General features: G+C 73.2%; 14 protein-coding genes. 3 read left to right on the forward strand and 11 right to left on the reverse strand.

Annotation, left to right across the window (positions count from 1 at the left end; genetic code table 11):
- Positions 1-3: 3 nt before the first annotated feature.
- The 3 genes from ACH4F2_RS00860 to ACH4F2_RS00870 form a co-directional block, all read right to left on the reverse strand.
- Positions 4-357 carry a histidine triad nucleotide-binding protein gene (locus tag ACH4F2_RS00860; RefSeq protein ID WP_398130535.1) on the reverse strand — a complete coding sequence of 118 codons (354 nt, stop codon included), beginning with the start codon at positions 355-357 and terminating at the stop codon, positions 4-6.
- A gap of 89 nt (positions 358-446) precedes the next feature.
- Positions 447-3,680, reverse strand: coding sequence for a S41 family peptidase (locus ACH4F2_RS00865; protein WP_398130536.1), 3,234 nt, complete (start codon positions 3,678-3,680; stop codon positions 447-449).
- Between the two features lie 79 nt (positions 3,681-3,759).
- Positions 3,760-4,275: a hypothetical protein gene (locus ACH4F2_RS00870; protein WP_398130537.1), complete on the reverse strand. Its 516-nt coding sequence runs from the start codon at positions 4,273-4,275 to the stop codon at positions 3,760-3,762.
- 104 nt (positions 4,276-4,379) lie between these two features.
- Here ACH4F2_RS00870 and ACH4F2_RS00875 point away from each other — a divergent pair, with 104 nt between their 5' ends.
- Positions 4,380-4,703 carry a hypothetical protein gene (locus ACH4F2_RS00875; protein ID WP_398130538.1) on the forward strand — a complete coding sequence of 108 codons (324 nt, stop codon included), beginning with the start codon at positions 4,380-4,382 and terminating at the stop codon, positions 4,701-4,703.
- A gap of 135 nt (positions 4,704-4,838) precedes the next feature.
- Here ACH4F2_RS00875 and ACH4F2_RS00880 read toward each other — a convergent pair whose 3' ends face one another.
- The 4 genes from ACH4F2_RS00880 to hrcA all read right to left on the reverse strand — a co-directional run bounded on the left by ACH4F2_RS00880 (position 4,839) and on the right by hrcA (position 9,014).
- Positions 4,839-5,588, reverse strand: a complete 750-nt coding sequence (locus ACH4F2_RS00880) for a 16S rRNA (uracil(1498)-N(3))-methyltransferase (RefSeq protein ID WP_398130539.1) — start codon at positions 5,586-5,588, stop codon at positions 4,839-4,841.
- Positions 5,585-6,715, reverse strand: coding sequence for a nitronate monooxygenase (locus ACH4F2_RS00885; protein WP_398130540.1), 1,131 nt, complete (start codon positions 6,713-6,715; stop codon positions 5,585-5,587). Before ACH4F2_RS00885 ends, ACH4F2_RS00880 begins: the two co-directional genes overlap by 4 nt.
- Before the next feature lie 145 nt (positions 6,716-6,860).
- A complete protein-coding gene (dnaJ, locus tag ACH4F2_RS00890; RefSeq protein ID WP_279559335.1) occupies positions 6,861-7,997 on the reverse strand; it encodes a molecular chaperone DnaJ in 1,137 nt (378 codons plus the stop codon).
- The gene (hrcA, locus tag ACH4F2_RS00895) at positions 7,998-9,014 is read right to left on the reverse strand and encodes a heat-inducible transcriptional repressor HrcA (protein ID WP_398130541.1); all 1,017 of its coding nucleotides are present in this window, start codon (positions 9,012-9,014) and stop codon (positions 7,998-8,000) included.
- Between the two features lie 185 nt (positions 9,015-9,199).
- On the opposite strand from hrcA, the gene ACH4F2_RS00900 reads away from it, so the two are divergent.
- Together ACH4F2_RS00900 and ACH4F2_RS00905 are read left to right on the forward strand one after the other, a co-directional pair.
- Complete coding sequence (locus tag ACH4F2_RS00900; RefSeq protein ID WP_398130542.1) at positions 9,200-9,979, forward strand: MBL fold metallo-hydrolase; 780 nt, start codon at positions 9,200-9,202, stop codon at positions 9,977-9,979.
- A gap of 34 nt (positions 9,980-10,013) precedes the next feature.
- On the forward strand, positions 10,014-10,826 hold the full coding sequence (locus ACH4F2_RS00905; protein ID WP_398130543.1) for a DUF3097 domain-containing protein: 813 nt from the start codon (positions 10,014-10,016) through the stop codon (positions 10,824-10,826).
- On the opposite strand, the gene ACH4F2_RS00910 is transcribed toward ACH4F2_RS00905, so the two are convergent.
- The 4 genes from ACH4F2_RS00910 to ACH4F2_RS00925 all read right to left on the reverse strand — a co-directional run bounded on the left by ACH4F2_RS00910 (position 10,804) and on the right by ACH4F2_RS00925 (position 17,103).
- Positions 10,804-11,382: a Uma2 family endonuclease gene (locus tag ACH4F2_RS00910; RefSeq protein ID WP_398130544.1), complete on the reverse strand. Its 579-nt coding sequence runs from the start codon at positions 11,380-11,382 to the stop codon at positions 10,804-10,806. The two genes, ACH4F2_RS00905 and ACH4F2_RS00910, sit on opposite strands and share 23 nt — an antisense overlap.
- Before the next feature lie 100 nt (positions 11,383-11,482).
- Positions 11,483-12,715 carry a radical SAM family heme chaperone HemW gene (hemW, locus tag ACH4F2_RS00915; RefSeq protein WP_398130545.1) on the reverse strand — a complete coding sequence of 411 codons (1,233 nt, stop codon included), beginning with the start codon at positions 12,713-12,715 and terminating at the stop codon, positions 11,483-11,485.
- A gap of 45 nt (positions 12,716-12,760) precedes the next feature.
- Positions 12,761-15,022, reverse strand: a complete 2,262-nt coding sequence (locus ACH4F2_RS00920; protein WP_398130546.1) for a SpoIIE family protein phosphatase — start codon at positions 15,020-15,022, stop codon at positions 12,761-12,763.
- A gap of 203 nt (positions 15,023-15,225) precedes the next feature.
- A complete protein-coding gene (locus tag ACH4F2_RS00925) occupies positions 15,226-17,103 on the reverse strand; it encodes an AMP-dependent synthetase/ligase (RefSeq protein WP_398130547.1) in 1,878 nt (625 codons plus the stop codon).
- Positions 17,104-17,145: the final 42 nt, after the last annotated feature.

The raw sequence follows: 17,145 nt of genomic DNA on the forward strand, positions 1-17,145 counted from the left end.
CGGTTATCCGGGGGGCCATTCGAGGCCGCGGCCGCCGAGGACGTGGGCGTGGGTGTGCCAGACGGTCTGGCCGGCGCCGCTGCCGGTGTTGAAGATGGTGCGGTAGCTGTCCAGCTTCTCCTGGTCGGCGACCGCCTGGGTCTCGCGCAACACGTCCGCGGCCAGTTCCGGGGCGCCGGCGGCGAGGGCGGCGGCGTCCCGGTAGTGCGCCTTGGGGATCACCAGGACGTGGGTGGGCGCCTGGGGGTTGATGTCCCGGAACGCGATGGTCGTGTCCGTCTCGCGGACGATCGTCGCGGGGATCTGACCTGCGACGATCTTGCAGAACAGGCAGTCGTCCTGTGGTTCCCCTGTCATGGGGGGTCTCCTCACGCCGGTGATCTTCTACGGCATCGTATCCGGGCCGGTGCGGGGCGCACCGCGCGCTCCGGTCACCGCCGCGGCGGCTACGGAAGCGACGGCGGTGTCTTCGCCGGGGTCTCCTCCAGCGCCGCCAGGGCCAGCCTGACCGCCTCGTCCAGCTGGGGGTCGCGGCCCGCCGCGTGGTCCTGAGGGCGCTGCGGGACCTCCACGTCCGGGTCGACGCCGTGGTTCTCCACGCCCCAGCCGTGGCCCTCCAGCCAGAAGGCGTACTTGGGCTGGGTGATCAGCGTGCCGTCGACCAGGCGGTAACGGCTGTCGATGCCGATGACGCCGCCCCAGGTGCGGGTGCCGACGACCGGGCCGATACCGAGCGCCTTGATCGCGGCGTTGACGATGTCGCCGTCGGAACCGGAGAACTCGTTGGCGACGGCGACGACCGGCCCGCGGGGCGCGTCCAGCGGGTAGCTGGACGGCCGCATACCGCGCGGCAGGTCCCAGCCGACGATCCGCCGGGCGAGTTTCTCGACGACCAGTTGGGAGGTGTGCCCGCCGCGGTTCTCCCGCACGTCGACGACCAGGCCCTCCCGGGCCACCTCGATCCGCAGGTCGCGGTGGATCTGGGCCCAGCCGGGGGCCTGCATGTCGGGGACGTGGAGGTAGCCGAGCCGGCCGCCGGACTTCTCGTGCACGTAGGCGCGACGGTCGGCGACCCAGGCGTGGTAGCGCAGGGGTTCCTCGTCGGCGAGGGGGACGACGACGGCGTGCCGCAGTTCGCCGCCGCCGGTCGGGGCGATGGTCAGCTCGACCGGCTTGCCCGCCGTGCCGACCAGCAGCGGGCCGGGGCCGGTGACCGGGTCGACGGACTGTCCGGCGACGGCGACGACCGCGTCCCCGGCGCGCACGGCGACACCGGGCGCGGCGAGCGGGGAACGGGCGTCGGGATCGGACGTCTCCGAGGGCAGGACGCGGTCGACGCGCCAGGTGCCGTCCTCGTGCCGGGAGAGGTCGGCGCCGAGCAGGCCCTGCCGGGCGCCCGAGCCGTGGCCGCCGCGCGGGGTGACGTAGGCGTGCGAGGTGCCGAGTTCGCCGTGCACCTCCCACAGGAGGTCGACCAGGTCGTCGTGGGTGGCGAGGCGGTCGAGGACGGGGCGGTAGCGGTCGAGGACGCCGTCCCAGTCGACGCCGTTCATGTCGGGCCGCCAGAAGTGGTCCCGCATGACGCGGCCCGTCTCGTCGTACATCTGCCGCCACTCGGCGGCCGGGTCGACGGTCTGCCGCACGCGGCTCAGGTCGACGGTGATGTTGGTGTCGCTGTCCTCGTCGCCGGAGGCCCGCCGGTCGCTGGGGACGACCTTGAGGCGTCCGTCGGTCCACAGCAGCACCCGCTTGCCGTCGCCGCTGACCTCGAAGTGGTCGGCGTCGGCGGCGAGGTGCTCGACGCGCTGCTGGGCGAGGTCGTAGCGCTCCAGCTCGGTGTGCGGGTCGGGATCGTCCGGGTGGGCGCGGGAGGCGCCGAGGACGCCGGTGACCGGGTGGCGCAGCCACAGGACGCCGTCCTTGGCGGCGCGCAGCCGGGAGTAGCGGGCGGCCTCCACGGGGAACGGCACGATGCGGTCGGCGAGGCCCTCGATGTCGATCCGGGTGGTCGGGGTGCCCTCGCTGTCGGGGGTCTCGTCCCGGTCCGGGGTCTCGAAGGGGCGGCCGTGGCGCTGCGGGCCGAAGGGCGACGGGGTGGTCGCGGCGAGCGTGATCAGGTACGGGCGGGCGCCCTCGACGAAGGCCAGGTCGAAGACGTGCTCGTCGTAGACCGGGTCGAAGGAGCGGGTGGAGAGGAAGGCGAGGTGCTTGCCGTCCAGGGTGAAGGCCGGCGAGTAGTCCTTGAAGCGCAGCGGGGTCGCCTCGCTCACCGACAGGTCGGTGGTGCCTGCGAGCTTGAGCTGACGCAGCGGGCTCGGCCCCGGGTGGGACCAGGCGAGCCAGGCGGAGTCGGGTGAGAAGACCAGTCCGGAGGCGTCCCCGTCCTCGCTGCGGTCCACCTCGCGGACCTCGCCCGTCTCCCGCTCGACGAGCAGGACCCGTCCGTCGTGCGAGGCGACGGCGGCGCGGCTGCCGTCCGGTGCCATGGCGAGGCCCAGCACCCGGCCGAGCTGTCCGGCGGCGAGGCGCCGCGCGGTGGCGCCGGGCGCCAGTCCGGTGGCGGGCGCGAACTCCAGGGCGTCGTCGCCCTCCGCGTCCGTCACCCACACCACCCACTCCTCGCCGTCGGCGCGGAAGGTGCGCGGCAGCCGGGCCCGTACGCCGGGTTGCGCGGCCAGCGCGCGGGCCGGTCCGGCGCGGTGGGTGACCCAGTGCACGCCGCCGCGTACGGCGACGGCGCTGCCGCGCGCCGTGTGGTCGGGTGACGCGGAGCCGAACCAGCGGGCGGCGTTCACCGGGTACGCCTGGAGGTCGACGCGGGCGCCGCCGAGCCGGATGTCGAGCCGGCGCGGCTCGGCGCCGTCCAGGTCGTCCAGCGTCCACAGTTCACCGGCGCTGGAGTAGACGACGCGGGTGCCGTCGGTCGCGGCGTGCCGGGCGTAGAAGCCTCCCCCGCTCTCGGCCTCGCCCGAGCGGGAGGTGCCCCCGAGGGGGGTGTGCCGGCGCAGGTCGGAGCCGTCGGCGAGGGAGGAGTAGAGGGCGCCGGTGCCCTCGTGGTCACAGAGGAACGCGATGCGGTCGCCGACCCAGAAGGGGTACTCGACGTTGCCGTCGAGGTCGCCGTGCAGCCGTACGAACTCGCCGTCGTCCTCGGCGTCGATCCACAGCTTGCCCGCGGTGCCGCCCCGGTAGCGCTTCCACCAGGCGGCCTCGCGGCCCATCGGCGCGGACAGCAGCACGGTGCGCGGCCCGTACGCGACGTCGCCGACGGGCCCGTACGGCAGGGTGGCGGCGGGTCCGCCGTCGAGCGGGACGGCGCGGGCCCAGCTGCGGCGCAGGCTGGCCTGCCCGTAGGCGCTGACGGCGAGGACCTGGCCCTGCGGGGTCCAGCCGCGCACCTGGGTCTTCGGGCTGCCCCAGTGCGTGAGGCGCTTGGCGGGTCCGCCGTCGACGGGGGCGATGTGCACCTCGGGGGCGCCGTCGCGCGTGGACGTCCAGGCGACCGTCGTGCCGTCGGGCGAGACGCGCGGGTGGTTCACCGGCACGTTGTCGGCGCTGACCCGCCAGGCCCGGCCGCCGTCGAGCGGGGCGAGCCACACGTCGTCCTCGGCGGTGAAGGCGACCAACTCGCCGTGCGGGTGCGGAAAGCGGAGGTAGGCAGGCGCTGCGGGCTGTGTCACCCCTTCACCCTATGCAGGGGCGACGCCCGCCGACAGAGGTTCGGATCACTTACCGGCCACGGCACGCGCGCCGTGGCGGCTACTTGCCCTCCACCGGCCGGCAGTGCGGGTCGTCCGGGCACCAGATGGTCCGGGTGACGGTCACCGTGGGCCCCGGCTGGTGCCGGGAGGGCCGGTCGGCGGGCGGGGCGCTCGTGGCGTCGCAGTTGCCCAGCCCCTGGACGCGGAACCACTCCTTGCCGTCCACCTCGGCGCTCAGATCGCCGCGCACACAGGCGCCGTTGACGACCCGGGTCACCTCCCCGTCGACGGTGATGTCCTTGCCGTCGTCGGTCTCCCCCTTGCAGTCGACGGAGGCGACGGTGTCCTCGCCCGCCGAGGCGGTGGCGCCGTCGTCCCCGAAGGACGCGGTACAGGTGAGCCACCGCACGTCGGCCTTGCGCCGCTCCAGTTCGCGTGTCACGGTCTGGTCGGTCGTGTACGCCACCGACGCGGAGCTGAGTCCGCCCGCTTCGCACGCCACGGCGCCGCCCACGGTGACGAGCACGCCGACGACCACCGCAGCCGTGCGCCGAATCCGCCTCGATGCCCCCATGAAGGGCAGCCTGCCACCGGTGCGGTGCGGACGGTAGGGCGCATACGGCCACTCCTCACTACCGTGGGCACATGCACAGCGGACGCCGCCGAAGAAGGCTCGTCGTGGACGAAAGGACCGCCTACGTGTGGTCGGTGCGCCACCGGCACAGCCGCACGGGGCCCTGCCAGGAGGTACTCAGCCTCTCCCGGGAGGGAACGAGGACCCGTCTGCTGTTCCAGGGCGGCGAGGGCCGGTTCGTCCCCGACGGCTTCCTGCCCTCGGGCTGCGTGTCCGTGGGTGAGGCGTCGCTCAACCTGCACGAACCCGGCGTCGTACGGGGTTTCGTCGACGAGGCGGCCCGGCGCGGGCTGCTCGACCGGTCCGCGGACCTGGACGGCTGGGAACTGTTCCCGGCGGTCGCGGCGTCCCGCACGGCGGACGGCTGACGGGCACCGTCGGGGCCGGTGGCCGGCACTGCCGGGGCCGGTGGCCGGACTGTCGGGAGTGGCCGACTCCGTCACGGCCTGTCGCTGCCGCATCAGTGCCGGTGGCCGGCACCGTCGGGGCCGGTGGCCGCCGGCTCAGGACCAGCGGCCGGTGCGGGTCAGGAGTACCGCCGCCGCCGCGGTGCCGGCGGTGGAGGTGCGCAGCACGCTGCGTCCCAGGCGGTAGGGATCGGCGCCGGCCTGGGCGAAGAGCGCCAACTCCTCCGGCGAGACCCCGCCTTCGGGGCCGACGACGAGCACGATGTGGCCGGCGGTGGGGAGTTCGGTGACGGCCAGGGGCTCGTCGCCGCTCTCGTGGAGTACGGCGGCGAAGTCGGCGTCGGCCAGAAGTGACGCAACCTGCTTGCTCGTCGCCGCGTCCGCGACGTCGGGGAAGCGGACCCTGCGGGACTGCTTGCCTGCCTCCCGGGCCGTCGCACGCCACTTGCCGAGCGCTTTCAGGCCGCGCTCGCCCTTCCACTGGGTGACGCAGCGGGACGCCGCCCAGGGCACGATCGCGTCGACGCCGACCTCGGTCATCGTCTCGACGGCCAGCTCTCCGCGGTCGCCCTTGGGCAGGGCCTGGACGACGGTGATGCGGGGCTGCTCCGGCGGCTCCTCGTGGACGGTCTCCAGGTCCGCGACGACCAGGCGGTCCTTGCCCTCGGCGGCCTTCACCACGCCCTCGGCCCAGCGACCGCGTCCGTCGGTGAGGACGACGTCCTCACCGGCCCGCAGCCGTTTCACCGAGACGGCGTGCCGTCCCTCGGGGCCGTCCAGGACGTACTCGCCTCCGGTCAGGTCCCCCGGCCGGAGGGAGTCGACCACGAACACCGGTGCCGTCATCGGCCCGTACCTCCCGTCGCGAACGCTGACAACGCTGTCCCCGCGGCGGCGAGTTCGGCCGCCAGCACCTCCACCAGCCGGCCTGCGGGCAGTTCCCGGGCCATCCGGTGGCCCTGTCCCGCCCACAGCGCCATGCCCTGAGCGTCGCCCGCCTTCGCCGCCGCCTTGCGCAGCGGCGCGGTGAGGTGGTGCACCTCCGGGTAGGCGGCGGGGGCGTAGGGTCCGTGCTCGCGCAGGAAGCGGTTGACCAGACCGCGGGCGGGGCGGCCGGAGAAGGCGCGGGTCAGTTCGGTGCGGACGAACAGCGGGTTGGTCAGTGCCTGCTTGTGCAGGGCGTGCGCCCCGGACTCGGGGGTGGCGAGGAAGGCCGTGCCGAGCTGGGCGGCGCTCGCGCCGGCCGCGAGGACGGCGGCGATCTGACCGCCGCGCATGATGCCGCCGGCGGCGACGATCGGCAGGCTCACCGCCTCCCGGACCTGGGCGACCAGCGACAGCAGTCCCGTGCCGGCACCGCCCGTCTCCGGGTGGTCCCGGTGGGTGCCCTGGTGCCCGCCGGCCTCGACGCCCTGCGCGATCACCGCGTCCGCGCCGGACCGCTCGACGGCCCGGGCCTCCTCCGGGGTGGTCGCGGCGGCCAGGGCGAAGGTGCCGACGCGGTGCAGCGAGTCGACGACGTCACGGCTCGGGACGCCGAAGTGGAACGACACCACCGGCACCGGGTTGTCCAGCAGCACCGCGATCTTGGTGTCGTAGCCGTCGTCCCGGCCGCACTCGGGGTCGCCGAGCTCCGTCTCGTACCAGGCGGCCTCACCGGCCAGCTGGTGGGCGTAGACGCCGACGGCGGAGGCGTTGAAGGGCGCGGCGTTGGCCGCTCCGGTGGAGCCGGTGCTCGCACCCGGGGTCTCCGGCTGCGGCATGAAGAGGTTGACGCCGAAGGGGCGGTTCGTCAGCCCCCGCAGCTGCTTGATCTCCTGGTACATCCCGTCCGCGGTCTTGTACCCGGCGGCCAGGAACCCCAGCCCGCCCGCCTCGCAGACCGCGGCGGCGAGCTGCGGCACGGAGACGCCGCCCGCCATGGGCGCCTGCACGATCGGGTAGGGGAAGAGATCGGTCAGTGCGGAGGACATGAGCGCATGGTGTCACGTCCTGTGGAAGGGTCCGAATCCGGGCTTGGGTCGGCATACGCCAGGAGCATCACCGTCGCACAACCGTCCCGTACCCATGGGAAAGCCCCTGGCGCAGGCTTCGCCAGGGGCTTGTGGGCACCGGGTGTCAGCGCCCGTTGAACGCGTCCTTCAACCGCGAGAACAAACCCTGCTGCCCCGGCTGGAACTGCCCCTGCGGACGCTCCTCGCCGCGCAGCTTGGCCAGCTCGCGGAGCAGGCGCTCCTGCTCGGGGTCGAGCTTGCTCGGGGTCAGGACCTCGACGTGGACGATGAGGTCGCCCCGGCCACCGCCGCGCAGGTGGGTGACGCCGCGGCCGTGCAGCGGGACCGACTGGCCGGACTGGGTGCCCGGGCGGATGTCGATCTCCTCCATGCCGTCGAGCGTCTCCAGCGGCACCTTCGTGCCGAGGGCCGCCGCCGTCATCGGGATGGTGACCGTGCAGTGCAGGTCGTCGCCGCGCCGCTGGAAGGTCGAGTGGGGCAGCTCGTGGATCTCGACGTACAGGTCGCCGGCGGGGCCGCCGCCGGGGCCGACCTCGCCCTCGCCCGCGAGCTGGATCCGGGTGCCGTTGTCGACGCCGGCCGGGATCTTCACGGTCAGGGTGCGCCGGGAGCGGACCCGGCCGTCGCCCGCGCACTCGGGGCACGGGGTCGGGACCACGGTGCCGAAGCCCTGGCACTGCGGGCAGGGGCGGGAGGTCATGACCTGACCCAGGAAGGACCGGGTGACCTGCGACACCTCGCCGCGGCCGCGGCACATGTCACACGTCTGGGCAGACGTGCCGGGCGCCGCGCCCTCGCCGTTGCAGGTGTTGCAGACGACCGCGGTGTCGACCTGGATGTCCTTGGTCGTACCGAACGCGGCCTCGTCCAGCTCGACCTCGATGCGGATCATCGCGTCCTGGCCGCGGCGCGTGCGCGAGCGCGGCCCGCGCTGCGACGCCGTACCGAAGAACGCGTCCATGATGTCCGAGAAGTTCCCGAAGCCACCCGCGCCGAAGCCGCCCGCGCCACCGCCGCCGGCCTGCGAGAGGGGGTCGCCGCCGAGGTCGTAGACCTGCTTCTTCTGCGGGTCCGACAGCACCTCGTAGGCGGCGTTGATCTCCTTGAACCGCTCCTGGGTCTTCGGATCGGGGTTGACGTCCGGGTGCAGCTCGCGGGCGAGCCTCCGGAACGCCTTCTTGATCTCGTCCTGGGACGCGTCGCGGCGTACGCCGAGTACGGCGTAGTAGTCCGTGGCCACCTACGACTCCGCCAGGATCTGTCCGACGTACCGTGCCACTGCGCGTACCGCTCCCATCGTTCCCGGGTAGTCCATGCGGGTCGGTCCGACCACGCCGAGCTTGGCAACCGCCTCGCCGCCCGAACCGTAGCCCACCGACACGACGGACGTTGAGTTGAGTCCTTCGTGGGCGTTCTCATGACCGATACGGACGGTCACGCCCGGATCCTTCGCCTCGCCGAGCAGCTTGAGGAGCACGACCTGCTCCTCCAGCGCCTCGAGGACGGGTCGGATCACCAAGGGGAAGTCGTGCCCGAAGCGGGTCAGATTGGCGGTGCCGCCGATCATCAGCCGCTCCTCGTTCTCCTCGACCAGCGTCTCCAGGAGAGTGGAGAGCACGGTGGAGACCGTACCCCGGTCCTCGGCCTCGAAGGCCTCCGCGAGATCCTCCACCAGGCTCGGCACGTCCGAGAAACGGCGCCCGGCGACCCGGCTGTTGAGCCGCGCGCGCAGGTCCGCCAGGGACGCCTCGCCGAACGGCGCCGGGCAGTCGACCATCCGCTGCTCGACCCGGCCGGTGTCCGTGATCAGCACGAGCATCAGCCGCGCGGGCGCCAGGGAGAGCAACTCCACGTGCCGCACGGTCGAGCGGGTCAGCGACGGATACTGCACGACGGCGACCTGCCGGGTCAGCTGCGCGAGCAGCCGCACCGTGCGGGCCACCACGTCGTCGAGGTCGACGGCGCCCTCCAGGAAGTTCTGGATGGCACGCCGCTCGGGCGCGGTCATCGGCTTGACGCCGGCCAGCTTGTCGACGAAGAGCCGGTAGCCCTTGTCGGTCGGGATGCGCCCGGCGCTGGTGTGCGGCTGGGCGATGAACCCCTCGTCCTCGAGGGCCGCCATGTCGTTGCGCACGGTGGCCGGGGAGACGCCGAGGTTGTGCCGCTCGGTGAGGGCCTTGGAACCGACCGGCTCCTCGGTGCCGACGTAGTCCTGGACGATGGCGCGCAGCACCTGGAGCCTGCGTTCACTGAGCACTCGCGCACACCTCCAGCATGTCGTCGTCCGCCCGGCGTCTTGCCTGTCTCACTGTCTGTCCCTGGCACTCACGGTGTGCGAGTGCCAGACTTCCCCGGCCCAGTGTACGGCCGTGGGGTACGCCCCCGGCAAGGGCGGGGGCACGCGGCCGTGCGCCGAGGCGCCGTACGGCTAGCGTCGTCGTCGTGACGGTGACTTGGGAAGACCTGGGATGGGAGAGGGTGGCGGCCGGGGTGGGACGGCGCCGGCTGCCGGTGTGGGACTGCACGGCGGGGCTGGTCGTCGGCGCGGACGCGGCACTGATGGTGGACGCGGGGGCGAGCCTCGGCGAGGGCGCCCGGTTGCGCGCCCAGGCGCGGGAGCTCGCCGGTCACCGTGTGACACATCTCGCGCTGACCCATCCGCACTTCGACCACGTCTTCGGCGCCGCCGCGTTCGCGGGCCCGGGAGGCGCGGAGGGCCCGGGAGGCGCGGAAGGCGTGGGAGGCACGGAGGTCTACGGCGCGGCGGGGACGGGCGCGGTGTTCGCGCGGGGCGGACAGGGGCGGGAGGCGCTGCGGTCGGACGCGGTGGCCGAGGGGCTGGACGCGCGGCAGGCCCAGCAGGCGGCCGACGCGCTCGTCCGCGTCCGCCACGAGGTCCGCGGCGAGTGGACGCTCGACCTGGGCGGCGGCCGGCAGGTCCTGCTCGCCGACGTGGGCCCGGGACACACCGGCCACGACCTCGCGGTGCTGGTGCCGGGCGACCCGGCGGTCGTCTTCTGCGGCGACCTGGTCGAGGAGTCGGGGGAGCCGCAGGCGGGCCCGGACGCGGTACCGGCACACTGGCCGGCCGCGCTGGACCGGCTGCTGGACCTGGGCGGCGAGGACGCTCTGTACGTCCCCGGTCACGGAGCGGTGGTGGACGCGGCTTTCGTACGGGCTCAACGGGACGCGCTGGCCGCCCGGTTCGGCGTGTCGCGCTGATCAGGGCGCGCTCGCTCCTCGTATCGTCATCAGAATGCGCCAGTACTCCGCCGACCTGACCCCTCCGTGGAAGAAATCGCAGCCGGTTCCGGAGGTCCCGGCCGATCCCGGCCTGGTGGTCGAGGAGCCCTGCACCGGTTTCTGCGGCGCGGTGATCCGCTGCGAGGCGGGCACGGTGACCCTGGAGGACCGTTTCGGCAAGCACCGGGTCTTTCCGATGGAGCCGCGCGGCTTCCTCCTCGAGGGGCGGGTGGTGACGCTGGTCCGCCCCTCCTCCGGTACGGCGCGCCCCTCCCGTACGGCGTCCGGGTCGGTCGCCGTCCCCGGGGCACGTGCGCGGGTCGCGCGCGCCGGGCGCATCTACGTGGAGGGGCGGCACGACGCCGAGCTGGTCGAGAAGGTGTGGGGCGACGACCTGCGCATCGAGGGGGTCGTCGTGGAGTACCTGGGCGGCGTGGACGATCTCCCGTCGATCGTCGCCGAGTTCGCCCCCGGTCCGGACGCGCGGCTCGGGGTCCTGGTGGACCACCTGGTGCCGGGTTCGAAGGAGTGGCGGATCGCGGAGGCCGTGACGAGCGAGCACGCGCTGGTCGTGGGGCACCCGTACATCGACATCTGGGAGGCGGTGAAGCCGGCGTCGGTGGGGATTCCCGGCTGGCCCCGGGTGCCGCACGGCCAGGACTGGAAGACGGGGGTGTGCCGGGCGCTGGGGTGGCCGTCGGAGAACACGGGCGCGGTGTGGCAGGCGATCCTGGCGCGGGTGGGGTCTTACAAGGACCTGGAGCCGCAGCTGCTGGGGCGGGTGGAGGAGCTGATCGACTTCGTCACGGGCGGTGATGGGGCTTGACGCCCTTGTAGGTGCCGAACGTGGTGGTGTCCAGTTCGACGCCCAACTGTTCCAGTGGCAGTGACGCCCCGAACTGAGTGACCCGCTGCACCTGATAGTCGGCCTGTTCGCCTTGTCCGGCCGGCTCCGAGTACAGAACGCACTGGGCCATGATCGGGTCGATGATCAGGTAAGCGGGCACCTCACCGGCGGCGTAGATCAGGCGTTTGACGCCATAGTCCCGGTCCACGCTGGTCTTCGAGACCACTTCCACGACCAACGTGATCACCTGGGACGGCAGAAGACGCCCTGAGTCCGGGCCGACACCCACCTCCATGACGACCAAGTCGGGGACAGGCTCGCTGGCCTCATCGACAACATCGACGTCCTGAGTCTGGAGCCGCTCCCATCGCCGGTGCGGGATCTGGTCCATCAGAGAGGTGACGATCCGGTTGTGCACCAGATCAGGGCTGGGCATCATCACGATTTCCCCCCGGAGTAGCTCCACCTTGAGCCCCTCGGGTGGTTCGAACCCCGCGAAGAACTCCGCGACTCCACGTTCGTCCACAGCTGTCATCTCCGTGGCCCTCCACATCCGCCGCGTACTGTCGGCGGCAGCCTACGAATCAGGTTAGGGGCCGAACCATCGTTCCGCACCGATTCACTCACCCGAGTGATCAGTCCACCAGGTCCCGCACCACCGCGTCGGCCAGCAACCGCCCGCGCAGCGTCAGTACCGCGCGCCCGTCTGCGTAGGGCCCTTCCTGCAGCAGCCCCTCGCCCAGCGCCCGGCGCGACGCCGCGAGTCCCGCCTCCCGCAGCAGGGACAGCGGGGCGCCTTCCCTCAGACGCAGCTCCAGCAGGATGCGCTCCACCCGCCGGTCCTCGTCGGTGAGGATCTCGCGTCCGGCGCCCGGGGACGTCCCGGCCGCGAGCGCGCCCGCGTACGCCCCCGGGTGCTTCACGTTCCACCAGCGCACCCCGCCCACGTGCGAGTGCGCCCCCGGCCCCGCGCCCCACCAGTCGGCGCCCCGCCAGTACAGCTCGTTGTGCAGGCAGCGCCCCGCGTCGGAGGTGGCCCAGTTGGAGACCTCGTACCAGTCGAAGCCCGCCGCCGACAGAGTCTCCTCGGCGATCAGGTACCGGTCGGCGTGGACGTCGTCGTCGGTCATCGGGACCTCGCCGCGCCGGATGCGGCGGGCGAGCTGGGTGCCCTCCTCGACGATCAGGGCGTACGCGGAGACGTGGTCGGGTCCGGCGCCGAGCGCCGCGTCCAGGGAGGCGCGCCAGTCGTCGTCACTCTCGCCGGGGGTGCCGTAGATCAGGTCGAGGTTGACGTGGTCGAAGCCGGCCGCGCGGGCCTCGGCGACGCAGGCCTCCGGGCGGCCCGGGGTGTGGGTGCGGTCCAGCACCTTCAGGACGTGCTGCCTCGCGCTCTGCATGCCGAAGGAGATCCGGTTGAAGCCGCCCTCGCGGAGGGTGGCCAGGTACGCCGGGTCGACGGACTCCGGGTTGGCCTCCGTCGTGATCTCCGCGTCCGGCGCGAGACCGAACTCGTCACGGATCGCGTGCAGCATCCGTACCAGGTCGTCGGCGGCCAGCAGGGTGGGCGTACCGCCGCCGACGAAGACCGTGCGGACCTCGCGGGGGTCGTCGCCGAGGACCTTGCGGGCCAGGCGGACCTCGTCGGTGAGCGTATCGGCGTAGTTGTCGCGGGAGGCGAGGACGCCGCCGGTGCCGCGCAGCTCGGTCGCGGTGTAGGTGTTGAAGTCGCAGTATCCGCAGCGGGTCGCGCAGTACGGCACGTGCAGGTAGAAGCCGAGGGGGCGGTCGGCGGCGCCGGCGAGCGCGGACGCCGGCAGGGCGCCGTCGGCGGGGACGGGTTCGCCGTCGGGGAGTGCGGAGGGCATGCGTTCCATTGTCCCGTACCGACGCGGCTGCTCGGCCCGACGCGACTAGTCGGCCTGCAGCACCAGCAGGGCGAGGTCGTCCTCCGGGGGGCGGGGCCCGAACTCGTGCACCAGCCGCCTGATGCGTTCGGCGACCAGCCCTGCGTCCAGCCCCGCGCATCCGGCGAGCGCGGTGGCGAGACCGTCCCCGTCGTCGAACTGGCGGGACCCGCTGCGCCGCTCGGTGACCCCGTCCGTGACGCAGAGCAGGGTGTCGCCGGACCGCAGCTCGAAGGTCTCGCTGGTGTACGTCGCGTCCTCCACGACCCCGAGCAGGGTCTGCGGCCGCGCCACCGTGCGCACCGTGCCGTCGGGGCCCAGGAGCAGCGGCAGCGGATGCCCGGCGGAGGCGAGGGTGCAGCGTACGCCGCCGTCGAACGGGACCAGCTCGCCGTAGAGCAGGGACAGGAAACGGGTCTGCGGTCCGTCGCCCGGGGCAACCGGAGGACCCGCGGCGACCAGGGCGCGGGCGGCGGCGTCCGCGGCCTCCGTGGCGTCGTCGAGGAGGAGCTGGTTGAGACGGTCGAGGACGTCGGGGACCTCGTACTCCTCGCGGGCCAGCAGCCGCAGCCAGGGCCGGGCGAGGCCGATGACGACGGCGGCCTCCGGGCCCTTGCCCTGGACGTCGCCGACGGCGAAGCACCAGCGGCCCTCGCCGGCCGGGAAGAGATCGTAGAAGTCGCCGCTGGGCCCGCCCTTGTCGCACGGTTCGTAGACGAGGGCGCTGCGCACGCCGGGGATCTCGGCGACGGCGCCGGGCAGCAGGCCGCGCTGGAGGACGGCGCTGATCGTGGCCTGCCGGGCGTACTGGCGGGCGGCTCCGATGGCGAGCGCCACCCGGCGGCTGAGGTCCTCGACGAGGCCGGTGATCTCGTCGGGGAAGCCCGCGGTGCCGGCCCGCCCGATGACCAGGGTGCCCAGCGGCCGGCCGCCGGCGACCAGGCGGTAGGCGAGCGCGGCGCCCTGCGCGGCGTCCGGACCGAGCGCCTCGCCGGGCCAGGGGTGGGCGACGGGGCCGGAGCGCCACGGGTCGCGGGCGCGGGGCGGGTCCTTCTCCAGGGCCAGGCGCAGGTCCTCGATGTGGCTCTCGCCGGTGTGCCAGACGCGGGCCAGCCTCGCTCCCACGGCCGCCCCCGGCTCGTCGCTCCAGGCTCCCCGGCCCAGGGACTCGTCCTCCAGCCACACACCGCACCAGTCGGCGAGCCGGGGCACGATCAGCTGTCCGGTGAGGGAGGCGACCAGGTCCTCGTCCAGTTGCCCGGCCAGGAGGTCGGAGGCCTCGGCGAGGAAGGACAGCGCGCCGCGGCCCAGCCACTCGCGGTCTCGGACGCCGAGCCGGCCGGTCACGGCCGCATCGTCCCGCCAGTCCGGCCACTGAGGGGGGCCCGAACGGTCGGGGCTCTGCCTGCGGCCGGGGCCGTCCCAGGGCTGGGGGTGACCCTGGCCCCCTCGCCGGGGGTTTCCGCCACGGCCGGGGCCATCCTCATGGCCTGGGCCTCCCCGGTAGCCGGGGTCCTTCTCATGGCCGGGGCCTTCCCGGCGCCCGAGGTCCGTCGCGGCCCCGCCTTCCGGGTCTCCCGAGCCGCCGCCCAGGCCTCCGGGGCCTCCCGAGCCGCCGCCAAGGCCTCCAGGGTCTCCCGAGCCGCCGTGGCTCCTGGGGCGGGTCCGTCCGTCGGGACCCTCCCCCGACGGTTCCGGGGCCGGGGACTCGGTGCGCGGCAGGCCGCGGCCCCCTGCGTACGTCTCGATCTGTTCGGCGACCTCGGCACCCGCGGCCGGCAGCCGCGCCCACACCGTCTTGGTGCCCGGGCGGTAGGTGATGCCCCAGGCCTCCGAGAGCGCGGCGACGAGCCGCAGGCCGCGCCCGTACTCCGGGATCTCGTGCGGCGTCTCGTCGTCGCCGCCCCTCGGCGCGCGGGCGGGGTGGTGATCCGTGGCCTCGACGACGAGGGTGCCCGTCTCCTCCAGGCGGCAGACCACCTCGACGTCGGTGCCGGCGTGCACCACGGCGTTGGTGACCAGCTCACTGACGACCACCAGGGCGTCGGCGGCGAGATGCCCGGTCAGCTGTTGCGTGCCGGGCAGACCGAGCGCGGACCAGTCGCGGAGCGCGGCCCGCACCATCTCGCGGGCCGCGCCCGGCGCAAGAGAGCTTCCGAGCAGGGTCACGTGCGCCCGCGCGCACTCCTGGGCGGATGCCTCAACAGCGTGCGCGTGCACCCCACTGGCGCGGGAGACGGTCTCCCGTTGCGTCGGAATGGCCCCCATGACGGCTCCCCGGGCAGTTCGTGCGAATACTTCGCAGTCGATGCCGACAGAGTGACAGACCGGCCCCGCCCATAAGCGCGGAGTTACCGAAGTGGGCCGCCACGAGTGAGAACCGCGAGAACCGTGCCAGGCGAATGTTCGAAGACGGCCGGAAGACGGACAGTTTCGGCCATCAGCCGTGCGGACTGCGACGCCCGCACGCCCTACGCCTCGCGCGAGCCGTCGTACATCTCCTCGATCAGGTGCTTGTACTCCCGCTCCACGACCGGCCGCTTCAGTTTCAGGCTCGGCGTGATCTCGCCGTGCTCGACGTCGAGGTCGCGGGGCAGCAGGCGGAACTTCTTGATGGTCTGCCAGCGCTGGAGGCCCTCGTTGAGCTGCTTGACGTAGCCGTCGACCATCGCGACGGTCGCGGGCGCCGCGACGATCTCCGCGTACGGCCTGCCCTCCAGGCCGTTCTCGTTCGCCCACTGGGTGATCGCGATCTCGTCGAGGGCGATGAGGGCGGTGCAGAAGTTCCGGTCGGCGCCGTGCACCAGGATGTTGGAGACGTAGGGGCAGACCGCCTTGAACTGGCCCTCGACCTCGGCGGGAGCGATGTACTTGCCGCCCGAGGTCTTGATGAGGTCCTTCTTGCGGTCGGTGATGCGCAGGTAGCCGTCGGGTGAGAGCTCGCCGATGTCGCCGGTGTGGAACCAGCCGTCCGACTCCAGGACCTCGGCGGTCTTCTCGGGCAGCTTGTGGTAGCCCTCCATGATGCCGGGGCCGCGCAGCAGGATCTCGCCGTCGTCCGCGATGCGCACCTCGGTGCCGGGCAGCGGCTTGCCGACCGTGCCGGTGCGGTAGGCCTCCCCGGGGTTGACGAAGGACGCGGCGGAGGACTCGGTGAGGCCGTAGCCCTCGAGGATGTGGATGCCTGCGCCGGCGAAGAAGTAGCCGATGTCGGGGGCGAGGGCCGCCGAGCCGGAGACGCAGGCGCGCAGGCGGCCGCCGAAGGCCTCGCGGATCTTGGCGTAGACGAGCTTGTCGGCGATGCCGTGCTTGGCGGACAGGCCGAAGGGGGCGCTCGCGGTACCGGTGCGCTTGAAGTTGTCCTGGGTGACCTTGGCGTACTCGCGGGCGACGCCGGCGGCCCACTGGAAGATCTTGTACTTGGCTCCGCCGCCCGCCCGGGCCTTGGCGGCGACGCCGTTGTAGACCTTCTCGAAGATGCGCGGCACGGCCGCCATGTAGGTCGGCTGGACGACCGGCAGGTTCTCGATGATCTTGTCGACGCGGCCGTCGACGGCGGTGACGTGACCGACCTCGATCTGGCCGGAGGTCAGCACCTTGCCGAAGACGTGCGCGAGCGGCAGCCACAGGTACTGCACGTCGTCGCCGGTGACCAGGCCGGTCGCGGCGATCGCCTTCGCCATGTACGACCAGCAGTCGTGCGGGAGGCGGACGCCCTTGGGCCGGCCGGTGGTGCCGGAGGTGTAGATGAGGGTGGCGAGCTGGTCCTTGGTGAGCGCGCCGACCCGCTCCTTGATCAGCTCCGGCTCCTTCTCCAGGCGGGCCGCGCCGAGCGCCTCCAGCGCGCCGAGGGTGAGGACCCAGTCCTCGGTGGTGTCGGCGCCGGTCGCGTCGATCACCACGACGTGGGTGAGGTCGGGCAGCTCCGCCTTCTTATCCCTGGCCTTGGCCAGCTGCGCGGCGTCCTCCGCGATCAGCACCCGGCTCTCGGAGTCCGAGAGGATGTACGCGGACTCGTCGGCGTTGGTCTGCGGGTAGACGGTGGTCGTCGCCGCGCCCGCGCACATGATGCCGAGGTCGGCGAGGATCCACTCCAGCCGTGTGGCGGAGGCCAGTGCCACGCGCTGCTGCGACTGGATACCCAGCTCGATCAGGCCGGCCGCGATCGCGTAGACGCGCTCGGCCGCCTGCGCCCAGGTCAGCGACTTCCAGTCGTCCGGCCCCTCGCCCGAGGCCGACGGCACCGGGTGGCGGTACGCCTCGGCGTCCGGCGTGGCCGTCACCCGCTCCAGGAAGAGTCCCGCCACGGAGGGCGGACGGTTCTCGATCAGTGTCTGTGTGTCGCTCACGACATCCTCCGTGGGCCCGCGACGGTGCGGCCTGCTCGGTGC

Source organism: Streptomyces sp. NPDC017890 (assembly GCF_044328675.1).
Taxonomy (GTDB): Bacteria; Actinomycetota; Actinomycetes; order Streptomycetales; family Streptomycetaceae; genus Streptomyces.